This is a genomic window from Flagellimonas hadalis (genome assembly GCF_007785775.2).
Classification (GTDB): domain Bacteria; phylum Bacteroidota; class Bacteroidia; order Flavobacteriales; family Flavobacteriaceae; genus Flagellimonas; species Flagellimonas hadalis.
On record NZ_VNIK02000003.1, the window covers coordinates 278,656 to 296,472 of the forward strand.

Annotated in this window: 18 protein-coding genes; 5 read left to right on the forward strand and 13 right to left on the reverse strand. The window is 47.9% G+C overall.

The window, feature by feature from the left end:
• Positions 1–32: 32 nt before the first annotated feature.
• Positions 33–179, forward strand: coding sequence for a hypothetical protein (locus FOT42_RS18055; RefSeq protein WP_177190036.1), 147 nt, complete (start codon positions 33–35; stop codon positions 177–179).
• Here FOT42_RS18055 and FOT42_RS07460 read toward each other — a convergent pair.
• The 4 genes from FOT42_RS07460 to FOT42_RS07475 form a co-directional block, all read right to left on the reverse strand.
• Positions 176–802, reverse strand: coding sequence for a hypothetical protein (locus FOT42_RS07460; RefSeq protein ID WP_151889941.1), 627 nt, complete (start codon positions 800–802; stop codon positions 176–178). The genes FOT42_RS18055 and FOT42_RS07460 overlap by 4 nt on opposite strands.
• Before the next feature lie 44 nt (positions 803–846).
• The gene (locus FOT42_RS07465; RefSeq protein ID WP_151889942.1) at positions 847–1,146 is read right to left on the reverse strand and encodes an HPF/RaiA family ribosome-associated protein; all 300 of its coding nucleotides are present in this window, start codon (positions 1,144–1,146) and stop codon (positions 847–849) included.
• Between the two features lie 85 nt (positions 1,147–1,231).
• Positions 1,232–2,545, reverse strand: a complete 1,314-nt coding sequence (locus FOT42_RS07470) for an ATP-dependent 6-phosphofructokinase (RefSeq protein ID WP_151889943.1) — start codon at positions 2,543–2,545, stop codon at positions 1,232–1,234.
• 40 nt (positions 2,546–2,585) lie between these two features.
• A complete protein-coding gene (locus tag FOT42_RS07475) occupies positions 2,586–3,377 on the reverse strand; it encodes a universal stress protein (protein WP_151889944.1) in 792 nt (263 codons plus the stop codon).
• Positions 3,378–3,577: 200 nt separating this feature from the next.
• On the opposite strand from FOT42_RS07475, the gene FOT42_RS07480 reads away from it, so the two are divergent.
• The 4 genes from FOT42_RS07480 to FOT42_RS07495 all read left to right on the forward strand — a co-directional run bounded on the left by FOT42_RS07480 (position 3,578) and on the right by FOT42_RS07495 (position 7,695).
• Positions 3,578–4,549, forward strand: coding sequence for an ROK family protein (locus FOT42_RS07480; protein WP_151889945.1), 972 nt, complete (start codon positions 3,578–3,580; stop codon positions 4,547–4,549).
• 90 nt (positions 4,550–4,639) lie between these two features.
• A complete protein-coding gene (locus FOT42_RS07485; protein ID WP_151889946.1) occupies positions 4,640–5,368 on the forward strand; it encodes an energy transducer TonB in 729 nt (242 codons plus the stop codon).
• A gap of 129 nt (positions 5,369–5,497) precedes the next feature.
• Positions 5,498–6,856 carry an oxygen-independent coproporphyrinogen III oxidase gene (hemN, locus tag FOT42_RS07490; RefSeq protein WP_151889947.1) on the forward strand — a complete coding sequence of 453 codons (1,359 nt, stop codon included), beginning with the start codon at positions 5,498–5,500 and terminating at the stop codon, positions 6,854–6,856.
• A 17-nt stretch (positions 6,857–6,873) separates the two neighbouring features.
• Positions 6,874–7,695, forward strand: coding sequence for a universal stress protein (locus FOT42_RS07495; RefSeq protein WP_151889948.1), 822 nt, complete (start codon positions 6,874–6,876; stop codon positions 7,693–7,695).
• An 84-nt stretch (positions 7,696–7,779) separates the two neighbouring features.
• On the opposite strand, the gene FOT42_RS07500 is transcribed toward FOT42_RS07495, so the two are convergent.
• From FOT42_RS07500 to FOT42_RS07540, 9 genes are all read right to left on the reverse strand, one after another.
• A complete protein-coding gene (locus FOT42_RS07500; protein ID WP_151889949.1) occupies positions 7,780–9,048 on the reverse strand; it encodes an acetyl-CoA hydrolase/transferase family protein in 1,269 nt (422 codons plus the stop codon).
• 12 nt (positions 9,049–9,060) lie between these two features.
• Positions 9,061–9,771 (reverse strand): sulfite exporter TauE/SafE family protein, encoded by a 711-nt coding sequence (locus FOT42_RS07505; RefSeq protein ID WP_151889950.1) that lies wholly within the window; start codon positions 9,769–9,771, stop codon positions 9,061–9,063.
• Positions 9,772–9,773: 2 nt separating this feature from the next.
• Positions 9,774–10,220, reverse strand: coding sequence for a FixH family protein (locus FOT42_RS07510; RefSeq protein WP_151889951.1), 447 nt, complete (start codon positions 10,218–10,220; stop codon positions 9,774–9,776).
• 12 nt (positions 10,221–10,232) lie between these two features.
• A complete protein-coding gene (gene ccoG / locus FOT42_RS07515) occupies positions 10,233–11,642 on the reverse strand; it encodes a cytochrome c oxidase accessory protein CcoG (protein ID WP_151889952.1) in 1,410 nt (469 codons plus the stop codon).
• A 44-nt stretch (positions 11,643–11,686) separates the two neighbouring features.
• The gene (locus FOT42_RS07520) at positions 11,687–12,631 is read right to left on the reverse strand and encodes a cbb3-type cytochrome c oxidase N-terminal domain-containing protein (protein ID WP_151889953.1); all 945 of its coding nucleotides are present in this window, start codon (positions 12,629–12,631) and stop codon (positions 11,687–11,689) included.
• Positions 12,632–12,635: 4 nt separating this feature from the next.
• Entirely contained in the window at positions 12,636–12,824 is a 189-nt protein-coding gene (locus tag FOT42_RS07525; RefSeq protein ID WP_072878058.1) for a cytochrome C oxidase subunit IV, read from the reverse strand.
• A 94-nt stretch (positions 12,825–12,918) separates the two neighbouring features.
• Positions 12,919–15,123 carry a cytochrome-c oxidase, cbb3-type subunit I gene (gene ccoN, locus FOT42_RS07530; RefSeq protein WP_151889954.1) on the reverse strand — a complete coding sequence of 735 codons (2,205 nt, stop codon included), beginning with the start codon at positions 15,121–15,123 and terminating at the stop codon, positions 12,919–12,921.
• 2 nt (positions 15,124–15,125) lie between these two features.
• Positions 15,126–15,335 (reverse strand): cbb3-type cytochrome oxidase assembly protein CcoS, encoded by a 210-nt coding sequence (ccoS, locus tag FOT42_RS07535; protein ID WP_151889955.1) that lies wholly within the window; start codon positions 15,333–15,335, stop codon positions 15,126–15,128.
• Positions 15,336–15,394: 59 nt separating this feature from the next.
• The gene (locus tag FOT42_RS07540; protein WP_151890020.1) at positions 15,395–17,779 is read right to left on the reverse strand and encodes a heavy metal translocating P-type ATPase; all 2,385 of its coding nucleotides are present in this window, start codon (positions 17,777–17,779) and stop codon (positions 15,395–15,397) included.
• Between the last annotated feature and the right edge of the window lie 38 nt (positions 17,780–17,817).

Genomic DNA, 17,817 nt, shown 5'->3' on the forward strand with positions numbered 1-17,817 from the left:
TAATTCCGTATATTGAATGAAATTACACTATTATGGCTGAAGAAATCTCTTTTGGAAATAGGCTGATGGTCGGTTTCCTGCGGATCATGGTCTTTGTGCTGATCGTTATCCTGATCGCTATCCCCGTTTGTATCCTACTCGACTTCCTTGGAGTCATGGACGCCATTGGTCTTTCCTAGAAAATCACCTCTTGCTCCCCCATGGCCTTGGTGATCAATTTGATGTAAGTGTCCATGGCCTTTTCGATGTTGACAGGCTCAGTGACATCGACATTACCCCTCCAGATGAGTTCCCTTTCCTTGCCGATACAGATGCAGTAGAGCGAAGTCTCTAGGTGGTATATATTGAAACTGTCGTAATAGGAAGGATCGTAGTAGATTTCTTGGTGCTCCAAGTAGTCGTTGCTGAAACGGACGAACAATTTATCTACGTTGTTCATTCGCTCCTTTAAGGTCTTTCTGTTCTCCGTGCCCACTACCTTGGTGAAGAGAATGGCATCAAAATCCTTGTCGAGCAATTGCTCTTCCACTTTGGCCAGCTCTTGCTCCGATCTTTCCGAAGATGTGAATTCCACATCAAAAACATCGATGCTGCGCACGCCATCCACGCCCTGCTTTTTCAATTCTTCCACAAAACGGGTCTCAAATTCCATCCGTACGTTGTCGTCCTGGGCCATCCCCACGACAAGCACTTGACTGGCATCGAAAAGAACGATGTCGGGGTTTTTCCATGTCCCTACCAATTTTGTAGTGGAACACCCCATGAGCAACAATAGACTTAAGGCCAGAAATTTTGGTTTCATTGGTATAGGTTTTAGGTCGTGCGCAGCAAAGGTCTTATTTTCCCTTAATGGGAAGCAAAGGTGGCTTGTCTTTTTTCAAGTTGCCTTCGGAGTTCCTCAACGGTCTCGGCCATGGATTTTTCAAAATCGTCCGTGCTTGACTTGGCAAATATCCTGGGGCCTGGGGCACTGAGCTCAATTTCACAGACTTTTCCTTCCCCGGCCTTATCGTTCTCCATTTTGAAGATGACATTGGCCTTGATCAACCAACTGTATTTTTTCTCCAGTCCTTCCAGTTTTTTGTTCAAAAGTGCTGTCAACGATTCACTGGTCTTCATTTTCTGATATTGAACATGTATTTCCATGGTAATTGTATTTGATTTGTTTCAAAACTATGTCCTAAAAGGACAACTTAATATGACAACCATCAGTTCTTGATCGTTTCACTTGTCACATGAAAAAAGGCTGGCCCGTGCTTTGCAGTACCGAGAACCAAAATTCCCCTTCCAGATCTATCTTTTTTCGCTGTTTGGTCACTTCCGATATGGGAATATAGACATAGGTGTTGTTCACCTTACAGGACACCAACCTGGTCTTTCCTGCCATCGCGGCATGGACGGCATGGTAGGCCAACCTGCTGCAATACACACTATCGCTGGAGTTGGCGGGCGCGCACCTGATGATATAGCTGGGGTCGATATATTTTATCGAGATTGGGGTATTCTTGAAATGTGCCGCAATTTTTTCCTTTAGGAAAACCCCGATATCCTCATGCTTAACATTGCCCGAAGCATCCTTGATGCCTTTCCTGTCCTTGAACAAATGCTGTCCCGCTCCTTCGGCCACAACGATCACGGCATGCTTTTTCTGTTGAAGGCGCTGTTCCAGTGCTGCGAGGAAGCCGTTTTCCCCTTCCAACTCAAAATCCATTTCGGGCACCAGCACAAAGTTCACCACGGGCATGGCCAAGGTTGCCGAAGCCGCTATGAAACCACTGTCGCGGCCCATCAATTTTATAATGGAAATACCATTGTAAGCCCCCGTGGCCTCGTTATGCGCATCCTTCAAAATGGAACTGGCCACATCAAATGCAGTCCCATAACCGAAAGATTCATCGATCAGGTCAATATCGTTATCGATGGTCTTGGGGATACCGATCACACTGATCTTGGCTTTTCTTTTTGCGATTTCTTCACCAATGGCATTCACGCCCTTGAGTGTTCCATCACCTCCTATGGCAAAGAGCATATCGACATGGTTTTCCTCCAAGGTGTCCACCATCAACGATACCTCTTGGGCACCTCGCGAGGAGCCGAGAAATGTTCCCCCAAACTGATGGACGTCCTTCACCTTATCGGGTGTGAGCTCCATAAACCCATGCCCTGCGGCAGGATTGAGCCCTTCATACCCATAGGGTATGCCTATGATTTTTTTCACCCCATAGAAATAATGGAGTGCCATGACGAGTCCTCGGATCACATTGTTGATTCCAGGGCAAAGACCACCACAGGTCACGATGGCCGCAGTGACCTTTTCGGGCTCGAAAAAAATATCCTGCCTTGGCCCCGCCTTTTCCATACAAAGGGGGCTGTCCCTTGTGGTAAAGCAATGATTGTAGTGCTCCAGGGAAGGATTGAACACCAGTCTTTCCGATTCCCCGATGAAATTGAAAATACGGTCCCCTTTGACCGTACTAAGTTGTAAAGGCGATTTGAATCTGGGCTCACCCAGGCTTTCTATTTTAAAGCTGTGCTTTTCGTCCACAATGGTTGTCGATTACAAAGGGTATTGCGCCGTTGTTTTATCAATCCAAGGCCAATACCGGGATTTCGGAATGCAGGGTCAAGAGTTTTGTCAATCGCCCTTCTGATGCAGTGCTCCTTTCGGTGTGGTTCCTCGGCAAAATGGTCAGCATATCAATGCCTTTCTCTTCGATGTACTCCAAAATACCTTCTTCCACATCCTGGTTCTTGCTAAAGTTATGTTCTGCATAGAAGTGCTCCAAATAGTATTCCAGTAAATTGTCCGTCTTGTCCCCTACCACTTCTTCTTCGTACACGGATTCTTTATAAATGGTCAACACATGGACTTTGGAATCGAAAGTTCGGGCAATTTCCAACAGAGTTTTCAGGACTTCCTTGTCCTCAATGGTCTCCCCTCCCATGACCAGGGCGATGTTCTTGGGCTCTTTGATAGGACAGCCATAGGGGATCGAGATTACGGGACAGTCGGCATCCAAAACCAATTTGGAGGTGTTGGTGATGGCCTCATCCGTCACCTTGTCCCCCATAGTGCCCATCATGATCAAATCCGCGCCACTGCTTTGCTGGGTGGACAAAATGGTGCGGGTAACATTTCCTGTGAGCGTTTTGAATTTTGGGACTTTCTTCAGCCTAACGCTTAGGGATTCCAGGACCTTTTCAAAATCCCTGTCCAATTTTTGTTCATCGACCTCTTCAATTTGCATGGTACTCACATAGAGTGCCAAAATTTCCACCGAACGCTCTGTTCCCACAAAGTTGGCCACATACTCCAAGGCATTCAATGATGCTTCTGAAAAATCAAAAGGTACCAATATTTTATCTAAACCGCCCATAGCTGATATATTTAATGTATTTGAAAGATTCTATTTCAAAAGTAGATTCCCAACATAACCTAAAACATGACAGCGGTCAGGTTTCCAATCTTTCTGTGATATTAGTAAAAATTCTCTCTTTTAAAAAATCTGGAAGGCCATTTTTTGGTTCCATATTGTTTATATTTAAGACCCTTATAAAACAACAAGACCAATAAACCATGGACATAGTGATCGGAGTGGACATAGGCGGGACCAAGACCAAGATCGGACTGGTGGACAAAAACGGTGTATGCCACGAAAAAACCTTCTTCAGGACCCAGGACTTTCCCAATTTGGAAGAATACCTCAACAAGATAAAGACCACTTCGGATGAGATGATCAGCAATTTTGGAAAGCCCGTCAACATCCTCGGGTGTGGAATCGGGGCACCAAATGCATCGAGCAAGAACGGCACCATTGAGAATGCCAGCAACCTGATCTGGAAGGGAAGTGTGCCCTTGGTGGAAAAACTGAAACAGCGGATGGACATGCCCATCCGCATCATGAACGATGCCAGTGCCGCCGCGTTGGGGGAAATGCTCTTCGGCGGGGCCAAGAACATGACCGACTTCATTGTCATCACCTTGGGCACAGGTTTTGGTGCGGGCATTGTGGCCAACGGTCGTCTCATCGACGGCTATGATGGCTTTGCGGGCGAACTGGGGCACGTTGACATGACCATGGGCGATGGCCGGTTGACCGGCCTCGGCGTAAGGGGTGGATTGGAAGCCTATGTCTCCGCAACCGGACTGAAGCGTACCGTTACCTATATGCAGAGCAAGTACATGGTGAAGAGCCGATTCAGGGATGTGGCCTACAACGACCTGCATGGGGAGGACATTACCAGGGCTGCCGAGGAGGGCGACGAAATCGCCCTAAAATCCTTTGACTATACCGCGAGGATCATGGCCCAGGCACTGGCCAATTTTACCGCTTTTACCCAGCCCGAAGCCTTCATCCTGATGGGTGGGCTCACCAATAGCGGCAAATGGATCATGACGCCCTTGGAGAAATATTTCAACGGCTTTTTACTGGATGTGTACAAGGGAAAGGTAAAACTGCTCCTATCCAGCATGGAGGACAAAACGGCCGCCATTTGCGGGGCCGCGGCGCTGATCTGGGAAAACCACAGAAGCTACCTTGGCCAATAAAATCCATCACAACCAATTGTAAACCTGATATTTATCATGTTTTTTGATTCGTGACGAGGCTATCTTTAACATAGTCAAATCGCAAAAGTCATGAAACCAAAAAAGAACCCAAATGCCGAGATAGGACGCAATAGCAGTCTTTATTTCATGATAGGCCTTACTTCGGTATTGTTTGTGACATGGCAATCCCTTGAAGTAAAATTCTACGAAAAAGAATCCAAAGCCATCGAAGTGGTCCAAGTGGTGGACGAACTCAAGGAAGATGTCCCCATGACCGAGACCATCCACACCACACCCCCTCCGCCCCCACCTACCGCACCTGACGTAATCGAGATTGTAGAGGACGTGGAAGATGTAGAGGAGACAGTGATCGAAAGTACAGAAAGTAGTCAGGACACCTATATTGAAGATGCCATGGTGAGGATAGAGGATGTGGAAGTGGAGGAAGTGGAAGAGGAAGTCGTGGTTCCCTTTGCCGTCATCGAATATGTGCCCGTGTTCCCTGGGTGTGAGATCTATGATACACAGGAACAACGAAAGGAGTGTTTCAACCAAAAAGTACAGGAGCATATCAGGGACAATTTCCAATATCCTCCTGATGCCTTGGAAATGCATATCACCGGAAGGGTCTATGTACAGTTCGTCATCGACTCCCAAGGAAGGATAAGCAATATTGAAAAAAGGGGACCCGACAGATTGCTCGAAAAAGAGGCCGTGCGCATCATGTCCCTATTGCCCAAAGTGAAGCCGGGGCAGCAACGCGGCAGGCCTGTCAGTGTAAAATATAGCATTCCTATCAATTTTATCATGCAGGAGTGATGAAATGGGCCATTCGAAAAAGTTGGTGAACCATTTCAAGGAACCACACTGGAAGGTTCATGACATTTATCATGTTTTATGCTGTTCCCCAAAACTACTTTTGACCCCACAACCTAAAGGAATACAGCCATGTGCCATCTAGTTCAAAAATACAACGTTCCCGGCCCCAGGTACACCAGTTACCCCACAGTACCTTATTGGGACTTGGACAGCTTTTCGGAAAAACAATGGAGATCCAGTATCCTTAGAGCTTTCCAGGAAAGTTCCGATGAAGGGATCAGCATTTACATCCATCTTCCTTTTTGCGAAAGCCTTTGCACCTTTTGCGGTTGCCACAAGCGCATCACCAAGAGACACGAACTGGAACTTCCTTATATATACAATGTATTGAGGGAATGGGAACTGTACTGCGATATATTGGGTTCCAGACCTCTGATAAAAGAATTGCATTTGGGAGGAGGCACCCCTACTTTTTTCTCCCCCGAAAATCTGAAGACATTGGTGGAAGGTGTCCTTCGATTGGGCAAAAAAGCCCAAGAAATGGAGTTCAGCTTTGAAGGACATCCCAACAATACGACCAAAGCACACCTACAGGCCCTCTATGACGTAGGGTTCAGAAGGGTCTGTTTTGGTGTGCAGGACTACAACCTGACCGTGCAGCGTGCCATAAACCGGATACAGCCCTTTGAAAATGTAAAAAATGTGACCGAATGGGCCAGACAGATCGGTTATACCTCGGTAGGGCACGACATCATTTATGGTCTACCCTTTCAGGATTGTGCCAATGTGGAGGAAACCATTATGAAGACCAACGCGCTGAAACCGGACCGCATCGCTTTTTACAGTTATGCCCATGTTCCTTGGATCAAAGGGAACGGGCAAAGGGGCTATCAGGAATCCGACCTGCCCTCCTCTGTGGAAAAAAGAGCGCAGTATGAAATGGGCAAGCGAATGTTGTCCCAATTTGGCTACAAGGATGTGGGGATGGACCATTTCGCTCTCCCAACCGACGACCTGTACAAAGCTTACCTAAACGGCACCCTGCACAGAAATTTTATGGGATACACCCCTTCCAAGACCAAACTAATGATCGGTCTGGGGGTTTCCAGCATCAGTGACAGCTGGTATGGATTTGCCCAGAACGTGAAGAGTGTCGAAGAATATGCAGATTTGGTTTCGCACGGGGTTATTCCTATCTTTAAAGGACACATCCTGAGCCCTGAAGACCAGATCTTGAGACAGCACATCCTGAACATCATGTGCCAGTTCAACACCCAATGGAATCCCGAAGAAATTGCGGTGGTCGATTTTGACGCCATCCTCGAAAACTTATCGGAACTAAAAGTCGATGGTTTGGTGGAACTGGGACAGGACCACATCAAAGTGACCGAAAAGGGAAGGCCGTACATCAGGAACATCAGCATGGCCTTCGACTTGAAATTGCAACGAAAACAACCAGATACCCGGATATTTTCCATGACCGTTTAACCTAAAAAAGCAAAAAAATGAAAAGTATAATCGTACCCGTCGATTTTTCGGACCAATCCGAAAAGGCCCTCAAGGTGGCCGCTTCCCTGGCCAAGCAGCACAATGCCGAACTATTGGTGCTCCACATGTTGGAACTTTCCCCTGCGATAATGGCAGAATCGGGCTATATTTCCCAAGAGCAGGTGGTGCATCTCATCAAAATCGGGGAAAAAAGATTCACCGAATTCTTGGAGAAACCCTATTTAAAAGGGCTTAATATAACCCCTGTCATCAAACATTACAAGGTGTTCAGTGAAGTGAACGAAGTGGCCCAAAAACACAAAGCCGACCTTATTGTCATGGGATCCCACGGCGCTGATGGACTCCAAGAGATCTTCATCGGCTCCAACACAGAGCGCGTGATCCGAACCTCGGATGTCCCCGTTTTGGTCATCAAAGGGGATGTAGAGGATTTCAAGGCCAAGAACTTTGTTTTTGCCTGCGATTTTGAGGAAGAGAGCATTACAGCCCTCAAAAAGGCCAAAGAGATGGCAGACCTCCTCAATGCAGAGTTCCATTTGGTCTATATCAATACTCCAGGCGATGAATTTCTGAGCACCGATGATGCATATGCCAAGATCTCAAAGTTCCTGAACGATGCCAAATTGGGTCTCGGCGTCGATATCCACAACGATTATACCGTGGAAAAAGGCGTGCTCAACTATAGCGAAAAAATACCTGCCGATCTCATCGGCATTCCGACCCATGGCAGAAGGGGGCTATCCCATTTTTTCATGGGCAGCATAGGCGAAGACATTGCCAATCATTCCAAAACCCCAGTGATAACCTTTAAGATTTAAAGGTTCCACGATTGATTGGTACTACGCAAGCGGATAAAAAAGGGGCAACTAAAGTTGCCCCTTTTTCATATATATTTTTTTGCTTTATCCATTGAACCTTTCATAGGCCATTTTTTGCAAGGCTTCCCTATGATCGGGGTGGGCAATGGAGATCAAGGCATTGGCCCGTTGCTGTAGGTTTTTTCCATACAGGTCCACCACCCCATGTTCCGTGGCCACATAGTGCACGTGGGCCCTGGTGGTGGTCACGCCAGCCCCTTTTTGCAGGTAAGGAACTATTTTTGAAACCCCTTTGTTGGTGATGGAAGGCATGGCGAAGATGGGTTTGCCCCCTTCGGAAAGGGAAGCTCCCCTTATAAAGTCCATTTGTCCACCAACACCCGAAAATTGCCTGCTTCCGATGGTATCGGCACAGACCTGTCCGGTAATATCTATCTCAATGGCACTGTTGATGGCCGTTACCTTCGGATTTTTCCGGATCACCGCCGTATCGTTCGTGTAGGCCGCTTCTTTAAAGTCACAAAGGGGATTGTCGTCGATAAAATCATAAAGTGCCCGGGAGCCCACAGCAAAGCAGCTCACCACCTTACCCTGTTTCACCCTTTTTTCCTCTCCGGTGATCACCCCGCTTTGGATGAGTGGCAATACCCCATCGGAGAACATTTCGGTGTGTATGCCCAATCGTTTATGGTTGCCCAGATTGGACAGCACGGCATTGGGAATGTTCCCGATACCCATTTGGAGGGTGGCCCCATCTTCGATCAAAGAGGCCACATGGCCCCCGATCTGTTGTTCCACTTCCGAGATTTCCGTGGGTTCGTGCTCATGGATGGGCTGGTCCACCTCAACCGCAAAATGTATCCTATCGATGTGGATGATCCCATCCCCATGGCTCCTTGGCACCTGTGGATTGATCTGCGCCACAACCGTCTTCGCCATTTCAATGGCTGGCAGGGTCACATCCACCGAAACCCCCAAAGAGCAAAATCCATGTTTGTCGGGCGGTGAAACCTGAATGAACGCAACGTCCAGGGGAAGGATCTTCCTTCGGAAGAGCAAGTGGATCTCACTCAAAAAAATAGGCACATAATCACCCCTGAACTCATTGACGAACTTGCGGACATTGCCGCCCACGAACAAACTGTTCAATTTAAAACTGGTATTGCACGGAGCTGTGGCATATCTGGCCTCCCCTTCGGTGTGTATGGACACAATCTCTACATTCCCGAGCTCCTGGTGCCTATCGCAAAGGGCATCAATAATGATGTTCGGGGTCATGGCCGCTCCTTGGAAAAAAACCCTGTCCCCAGATTTTACAATACGTACCGCTTCTTCAGCTGTTGTTATTTTCACTTTTGATGATTTTTAAGGTTGATGGCATTCGATGGCCGCAGTCACCGAATGGGCCGGTGCCGGTTTGGGGGACACATAGGGAATTCCCAGTCCCAGTCCACGCACAATAAACAAAACACCGATGATCACCACAAATACGGGGACCAATTTTTGCATTTTTGCCCGTATCGAATTTCGGAACAGTCCTTTGGAATAGACCACTGCGGACATCAGGGGAACCGTTCCCAGCCCGAAAAGCACCATATAAAGTCCTCCCTGCAACGGAGTCGCCAAGGCCGTGGCCCCCAACAGGGCCATATAGACCAATCCACAAGGTAGAAAACCATTCAGAAACCCGATGGTAAGAAAGGCATCCGGGGTCTTTTTCTTGAGCTCTGTCCCGAGTTTGGACTTGGCTTTTCCCAAAAGGGAATAAATGGGACGGAAAATCCGATGTCCGTTCAAAAAATTGCCCGGCACCAAAACCAATATGATCATAAGGATTCCAATGCCTATGGACAGTTTTTGCTGTATGCCGAACAGGGAAAGTCCTTTTCCCAAAAATCCGAAAATCAGCCCTATCGTTCCGTAGGCCAGCAACCTTCCGGTATGGTATATGGAAAGTTGTGCTGTTTTTTTGATGTTGTTCGTCTGGTCCAAGGGCAGCATAAAAGCAATGGGGCCGCACATGCCCAAGCAGTGCAGGCTTCCCAAAATTCCCAGAACCAAGGCCGATGTCAACATGATCAATATATCAATTTCTGTTTGTGAAAAAAGTCTTGTCCATCGTACTGCCATTTCACAATAATGTCCCAACGACCGCCCACCAAACGATTGTCAGGTATGAGCAAATGTGTTTTGGTCAAACTTATGGGAAAGTCTGTATCCAAATGCTTGTTGGACGGTCTATACAGGGACACTGTTCCCGTAATTTCCTTGGGATCAAAACGTTCGGGGAAATAGACCATCAGGCCTTCATGGGTTTTTTCCACTTTGAGGTCGGCATCCATTTCGGTGGCTGCCCTCGAAGCGTCCATGTCCTGCTGATAGGTCAATTCCTTTTTATAATATTCTTCGGTCACCAAATCGTGGTTGGCCCTATCATCGGTGCTCATCCTGACCACAAAATAGAGTATAAAGGCAATGAAGCCGATAAATGCCAATACGATTCCTGTTCCCCAATTTATTTTCATTTCAATAGATTTTTAGTTGTAGCTCCGTGGTGCCAAAAACTGGGTCACCGTTGTTTCGATGAGCTCGTCCCCACTGTATATCCCTATCTTCAATTTGTCTTTGTCCCCAGTCAATGCAGAGCTGTTGATCTCTATAAAAAGGGTTCCCCCAATAAGCTGTTCCGCCGGAACGGTGAACCGATCCTGGGACACCATTTTTATCTCGCCCTTGTGCGACATCAACTTGAAGGAAACCTCCTCGATATCCTTGGTGGTCTTGTTCATCAATTTATAGGTGTACACATTGCTGATGATGTTGTTCTCCTTTCGCTCATAGAGCTGTCCAGGCAACCGCAATACATTGGCTTCCAGTTCATTTCTCAAAAACAGCATGCCAATCAAAATACCGATCAAGACCGTAAGGACGGCGGTATATCCTTTCATGCGGGGTGTAAACCTGAACTTGGCCTTTTTGGTGATCTCGTCTTCGCTTGCATAGCGAATGAGCCCCCTGGGCTTTTCGATACTGTCCATGATATGGTCGCACTCGTCGATACAGGCGGTGCAGTTCACGCACTCCAACTGTGTTCCATTGCGGATGTCTATGCCTGTGGGACAAACGTTGACACATTGAAAGCAATCGATGCAATCCCCAAAACCAAGGGCCTCGCGGTCCTCATTTTTTCTGAACTTTTTGCGACCGTTTTCGGCCTCCCCTCTCTTGTGGTCATAGGCCACTACAATGGATTTGTTGTCCAGCAGCACCCCTTGAAGTCTTCCGTAGGGGCAGGCTATGATGCAGACCTGCTCCCGGAACCATGCAAAAATGAAGTAGAACACCGCTGTAAAGATCAACAAAGGAACCATGGTGCTGATATGGGCCGCGGGGCCATCGGTGATATATCCGATCAGTTTGTCACTTCCTATCAAATAGGCCAGGAAAATATTGGCAATCACAAAGGAGATGATGAAAAAAACGGTCCACTTGAGTGTCCTTTTCATGATCTTTTCCCTATTCCATGGGGCCTTGGCCAATCGCATCTGGGCGCCCCGGTCCCCATCGATCCAATATTCGATACGGCGGAACACCATTTCCAAAAAGATGGTCTGGGGGCACATCCAGCCGCAAAAAATACGTCCGTAGGCTACCGTGAACAGTGCAATGAAAACGACCCCAATGATCATGGACACGACCACCAAGTGAAAATCCTGGGGCCAAAACGGAAGCCCAAATATGTTGAAACGACGTTCCAACACATTGAACATCAGAAATTGGTGTCCGTTGATCTTCACGAAGGGGGCCACCACCAAGAAGATGAGCAGGGTGTAACTGACGTACTTTCGATAGTCGTAAAACCTACCGCTGGGCTTTTTGGGAAATATCCATGCCCTTTTGCCTTCTTTTGTGATGGTTCCTATGGAATCCCTAAAATTCTCTTCCATTGCTCTTTTCTATAGATTTCCGGACTGTTTTCCCTATTCGAGGATCACTCCACGCCAACTTCCGTGGAGTCCGACACTTGCTGTCCAGGAGCAGGTTCGGAGGATTGTGGTGCATCTGGGTCTACCCAAATGTCACCTTCAGGGGCCTTGGGGTTTGCCGGTGTTGTACCGTTCAATGTGAGCACATAGCTGGCCACTTGGGCGATTTCCGCCGGTTTCAGGTTCTGTTTCCAGGCAATCATACCCTTGCCGTCCCTGCCACCTTCGGAAATGGTATTGAACACATTCTTGATGCCTCCTCCCAAAATCCAATATTGATCGGTCAGGTTGGGGCCGATTCCCCCGCCACCATCGGCCATGTGACAGGCCACACAGTTTGAGGTAAATATCTTTTCACCTGCACTCAGGTCGGAAGCATCGGACAAAAATTCCACTGTACTGGCATCCACCAGATCTTTCGCTGTTTTCTTGTACTCTTCTATGGCCATTCTTGCCTCGGCCATTTCCTGCTCAAATTCTTCCTTTTGGGTATAGTCCCCTATGATATGGAACCTCACCAGATAGATGACACTAAAAATGATTGTCCCATAAAAAAGGTACACCCACCAAGGCGGCAACACATTGTCCAGCTCTCGGATACCATCGTAATTATGATCCAGGATAACCTCTCCCTCACGCTCCAGCGAACGACTTTTGGTAAGGTTTTTCATGAGGTTCTTTGCCCATTTCCACTCCATTTTTTTGGTCTTCTTGGCCAAATAGCGCTGCTTGCCCTCTACCGTGAGTGTTTGGAACATCACATTTTCGATGGAACTCAAAATGAGCTCTATTGCAATGAGTATCATCAAGATCAACAGCAGGAACAGCTGTGTGATCGGGTATGCAATGATGGCCGGTTGGTCGCCGGAGTCGATAAAATATTCCATCAATCCGAAGATCAAAAAGAAGAGTACGGGTATGCGTATCCACCAAGGTGTTCTTGTGCTCATAATATTACGGTTTATGTTGTTGGTCGTTGTTATCCAATGGCAGTTCCTCCATTTCCCTGATGTGCTCCTTTGTTGCGGTGAACACCCACCAAAACAGCAGAACGAAGAAAACAAAGAAGATAAGCAGGGAAATCATGGGGTAATTTGCTACCCCGTCGATGGTCTCCATATGGTTCTTTACAAATTTCAACATGGCTTTATTGTATTTTGGAAACAAGAATCAAGACATAGGACTTGAAATGCTTTTTGTACGTCTTGGTTCTTCTATCTTGGTTCATGGTTCCTTTTTAGTCTTTATTTTCTGATAGCAGTTCACCTGTCTCCTTTATCTTGATGTCCGTGCCCAACCGTTGTAGGTAGGCAATAAGGGCAACAATCTCACGGTCGCGCATCTGCACAAAGTCCAACCCGTTTTCCTCGGCATATTTCTTGTCCGCCTCGTAGGTCTTGACAAACTCTGGGTCCGCATATAGGCTTTTCTCTATTTTTTCCGCCTGCTCTGCCATCGTCTGCGATGCATTGGCGATATCTTCATCGGTATAGGGAACACCCAGTTTCACCATGGCCTCCATCTTGGCCTGTACCTTGCTCCTGTCGTGTTCGTCCTTCACCAACCATTCGTAGGAAGGCATAATGGAGCCTGCGGATGTACTCTGGGGATCGTACATGTGGTTCAGGTGCCAGTTGTCCGAATATTTGCCCCCTACCCTGAGCAAATCGGGGCCCGTACGTTTACTTCCCCAAAGGAAGGGGTGATCATACACAAACTCTCCTGCTTTGGCATATTCCCCGTACCGTTCCACCTCACTTCGGAAAGGTCTGATCATTTGGGAATGGCATCCCACACAGCCTTCACGGATATAGAGATCTCGTCCTTCCAGTTCCAGGGGAGTATAGGGTTTCACACTGGAAATGGTCGGGATATTGGATTTTACCAATATGGTGGGAACGATCTGTACGATTCCCCCAATCAAGATGGCAATGGTGGCTAAAATGGTCAGCTGCACCGGTTTTCTCTCCAACCAATTGTGGAAGGTTTCGCCGGCAACCCTTCTTTTGGAAACACGTGTCAATGCAGGTGCTTCCACCAATTCGTCTTCTACCTTACTACCGGATTTGATGGTCCGTACCACATTGTACAGCATCACGAACACCCCTAGAATATAAAGACTGCCCCCAATCGCCCTCATCCAGTACATCGGGATGATCTGGGATACAGTTTCCAAAAAGTTACCGTACACCAAGGTACCATCGGGATTAAAATCTTTCCACATCAAGGCTTGGGTGAACCCGGCCACATACATGGGCAGTGCATAGAGCACGATACCCAAGGTGCCGATCCAGAAATGGAAATTGGCCAGTCCTTTGGAGTGCAGGTCCGTCTTGAACATTCTGGGTACCAACCAATAGACCATACCAAAGGTAAGGAAGCCGTTCCAGGCCAAGGCACCTACGTGTACGTGGGCAATGATCCAGTCACTGAAGTGGGCAATGGCATTCACGTTCTTCAACGAGAGCATAGGGCCTTCAAAAGTGGCCATTCCGTATCCTGTGATGGCAACCACCATAAATTTCAAGGTGGCATCGGTACGTACCTTGTCCCATACCCCTCGAAGGGTCAACAATCCATTGATCATACCACCCCATGAAGGCGCGATCAACATCACGGAGAACACAACCCCCAAGTTCTGTGCCCAATCGGGCAGGGAAGAATAGAGAAGGTGGTGCGGTCCTGCCCAGATATAAATGAATATGAGGGACCAAAAGTGGACGATGGACAACCTATAGGAGTAAATGGGCCTGTTCGCCGCTTTGGGCACGAAGTAGTACATCAACCCCAAGAAAGGTGTGGTCAAGAAAAAGGCCACGGCATTGTGTCCGTACCACCATTGTACCAGTGCATCCTGCACCCCGGCATAGACCGAATAACTTTTCAGGGCCGTGACGGGAAGCTCCAAACTGTTGAAAATATGGAGTACCGCAACGGTAACAAAGGTCGCCAGATAGAACCAAATGGCCACATAAAGGTGCCTTTGCCTCCTTTTGAGGATGGTGCCGATAAGGTTCCATCCAAAGACTACCCAGACCACGGCGATGGCGAGATCTATGGGCCATTCCAGCTCGGCATACTCCTTGGATGTGGTGTACCCCAAGGGCAATGTGATGGCCGCGGCCACGATGATCAACTGCCAGCCCCAGAAATTGAAATTGCTCAGAAAATCACTGAACATCCGGGCCTTGAGCAGGCGTTGGGTGGAGTAATAGACTCCCGCGAAGATGGCGTTGCCCACGAACGCAAAGATCACCGCATTGGTGTGTAGGGGACGCAAACGTCCAAAACTCAACCACGGGATGCCCTCCGTAACATTCGGGAACAAGAACATGAAGGCCAGTAAAAGCCCCACGGCCATACCTACCACGCCCCATAGCATGGTGGCGTACAAGAACTTTTGCACGATTTTGTTATCGTAGCGGAACTGCTGTATTTCCATATTTATTGGTTTGTACTATTTTCTGTTTGATTTTTTCCTTTGATCTGATCGGTTCCGTTGGCCTCCCCCACTACCTCATCCTCAAAGAGCATGCGTACCGAAGGGGTATAGGTGTCATCATATTGTCCTTTTCTGACCGATAGGACAAATGCTGCAAAAAAGACCACTGCCACTAAGATGCTGATGGCCAACAACACATAAATAACACTCATACCTGCCTTAATTTGAGGGTAAAACTACTGTGATGGTACGTTGAAAAGAATGATATATATCAGCTTTTAGGATTTTTTAATCCGTTGCCCAAAAAATTGGTCGCCACAGTGGTAAAGACCACAATACTGATGGAGCTCAAAGGCATCAATATAGCCGCAATGACGGGTTGCAACTGGCCCGTTACGGCAAAGTACACCCCGACCACATTGTAGCACAGGGAGAGCAAAAAGCTCATTTTGATGACCCGGATGGATTTTTGCGAGAGGTGGATGAACTTGGGCAACAGGGACATCCGTGAAGCATCCAATATGCCATCACAGGCCGGCGAGAACACATTGATGTTCTCCGATATGGCAATGCCCACATTGCTCTGCGCCAAAGCCCCGGCATCGTTCAGCCCATCGCCCACCATGAGCACATTGTGCCCCTCCTGCAATCCTTTGATATATTCCAGTTTATCCTCAGGTTTTTGGTTGAACAGCATTTGGGTCTTTTGCGGGAGCAGTTCTTGCAGTTGGTGTCGTTCACCATCATTGTCCCCGGAAAGTATGCCCAGTTCCAAATGCTGCCCAAGCGTTTCAAAAACTCGGTCTATGCCTTCCCTGTAGGTGTTCTTGAACACAAAACGCCCTTTGATGTCCTCGTCCGCACGCACATAGACCGAGGTGTCGGCCACATGGATGGACGGTTCTTTCCCCACATAGATAGCAGACCCCACTTTAATGGAATGTTCCTTGGCCCTTCCCTCCAGACCTTTGCCTGTATGTTCCTGGAATTCATCCAAGGTCATAATGGCATTCGACTTGAGTATATCGTACAGTGATCGGCTCAAGGGATGGTTGGATGCCCTGAGCGTGGTTTTCAGTAGGGCTGTTTCCTCCTGGGTCAATTCCACCCCTTCATAGAGGATGGTGTCCTTTTTATTGGTGGTCAATGTGCCCGTTTTATCAAAAATGGCCATATCGATTTTGGCCAAGCGTTCTATAACACTTGCATTTTTCAGGTAGAATTTGTGCTTCCCAAAGATGCGGAGCATATTGCCCAGCGTGAAGGGTGCTGCCAACGCAATGGCACAGGGACAGGCAATGATCAAAACGGAAGTGAACACATTAAGGGCCATACCGGGCCTATAGACCAGCCAAAAAACAGTGGCCAATAGGGCTATGGTGAGAACGGCGGCGGTGAAACGCTTCCCGATACTGTCCGTCAAGGTTTGGAACTGGCTTGCCCTGTCCTTGGAAAAAACGGAATTGCCCCACAATTGGGTCAGGTAGCTCTGCGAAACGGACTTCAGCACCTCTACTTCCAAAATTCCGGCCATTTGCCTTCCCCCAGCGAACAGCTTATCGCCAGATTGTTTGTGGACCGCATCGGACTCCCCTGTCACAAAACTGTAGTCTATCTGGGCCGCTCCCTTGATCAACACACAATCCACGGGTATGATCTCGTGGCTTCGGATCAGGATCCGATCCCCCACATCCACTTTATAGACCTGTACGTTCTCCTCTTTGCCGTCCTGCATCAAACGGGTCACCGCCATAGGGAAATAGGATTTGTAGTCCCGCTCAAAAGAAAGGTAGGCATAGGTTTTCTGCTGAAAGAATTTCCCCAACAACAGAAAGAACACCAAACCGGTAAGACTATCAAAAAACCCGGAACCCAAATCGAAGATGATATCGACAGTGCTTCGTATGAAAAGTGCCAGAATGCCCAATGCGATGGGCACATCGATATTGAGCAGCTTGGTCCGAAGCCCTTTATAAGCTGCTGTAAAGTAATCCTGACCTGCATAGAAGACCACAGGCAGGGAAAAGGCGAACATCAACCAGCGGAAAACCGGTTTGTATTGGTCCAGCCAGAATTCCTCCACCTCAAAATATTCCGGGAAGGAAAGCAGCATCACATTGCCAAAGGCAAAACCTGCGACCCCCAACTTGTAGATGAGCGAGCGGTCCACCCTATGGCTTTTCTTGTTGTATTCTTCCAAAGAGATATAGGGCTCGTACCCTATGCTCCCCAACAAGAGCACCAAGGTCTTCAGGGAAAAATCGGCTGTCCTGTAGGTGACACGGATGGTCTTTTTGGGAAAATCCACTTGGGACGCTGTGATGGACTTGTGCAAACGGTTCAGGTTTTCCAATACCCAGATGCAAGAGCTACAGTGAATGGTGGGAATGCCCAGGTTCACCACCTGCACGCCTTCTTCATTGAACTCCACCAACTGTCCCACGATTTCCTGATTGTCCAGAAAATCATATTTCTTGGTGATCTCATTGGGCGTGGTCCCGGCCTTGGCCTCTATCTCATAATAGGCGGATAGGCCGTTGGAAGTGAAAATTTCGTACACGGTCTTGCAGCCATTGCAACAAAAATCCTTTTCATCATAGTGCACCGTGCCATTTCCACACTCATCCCCACAATGGTAACAGGTCGTGTTTGCCATCATTGAACATTTGCTTTATACCTGGGCACAAAGTTGTA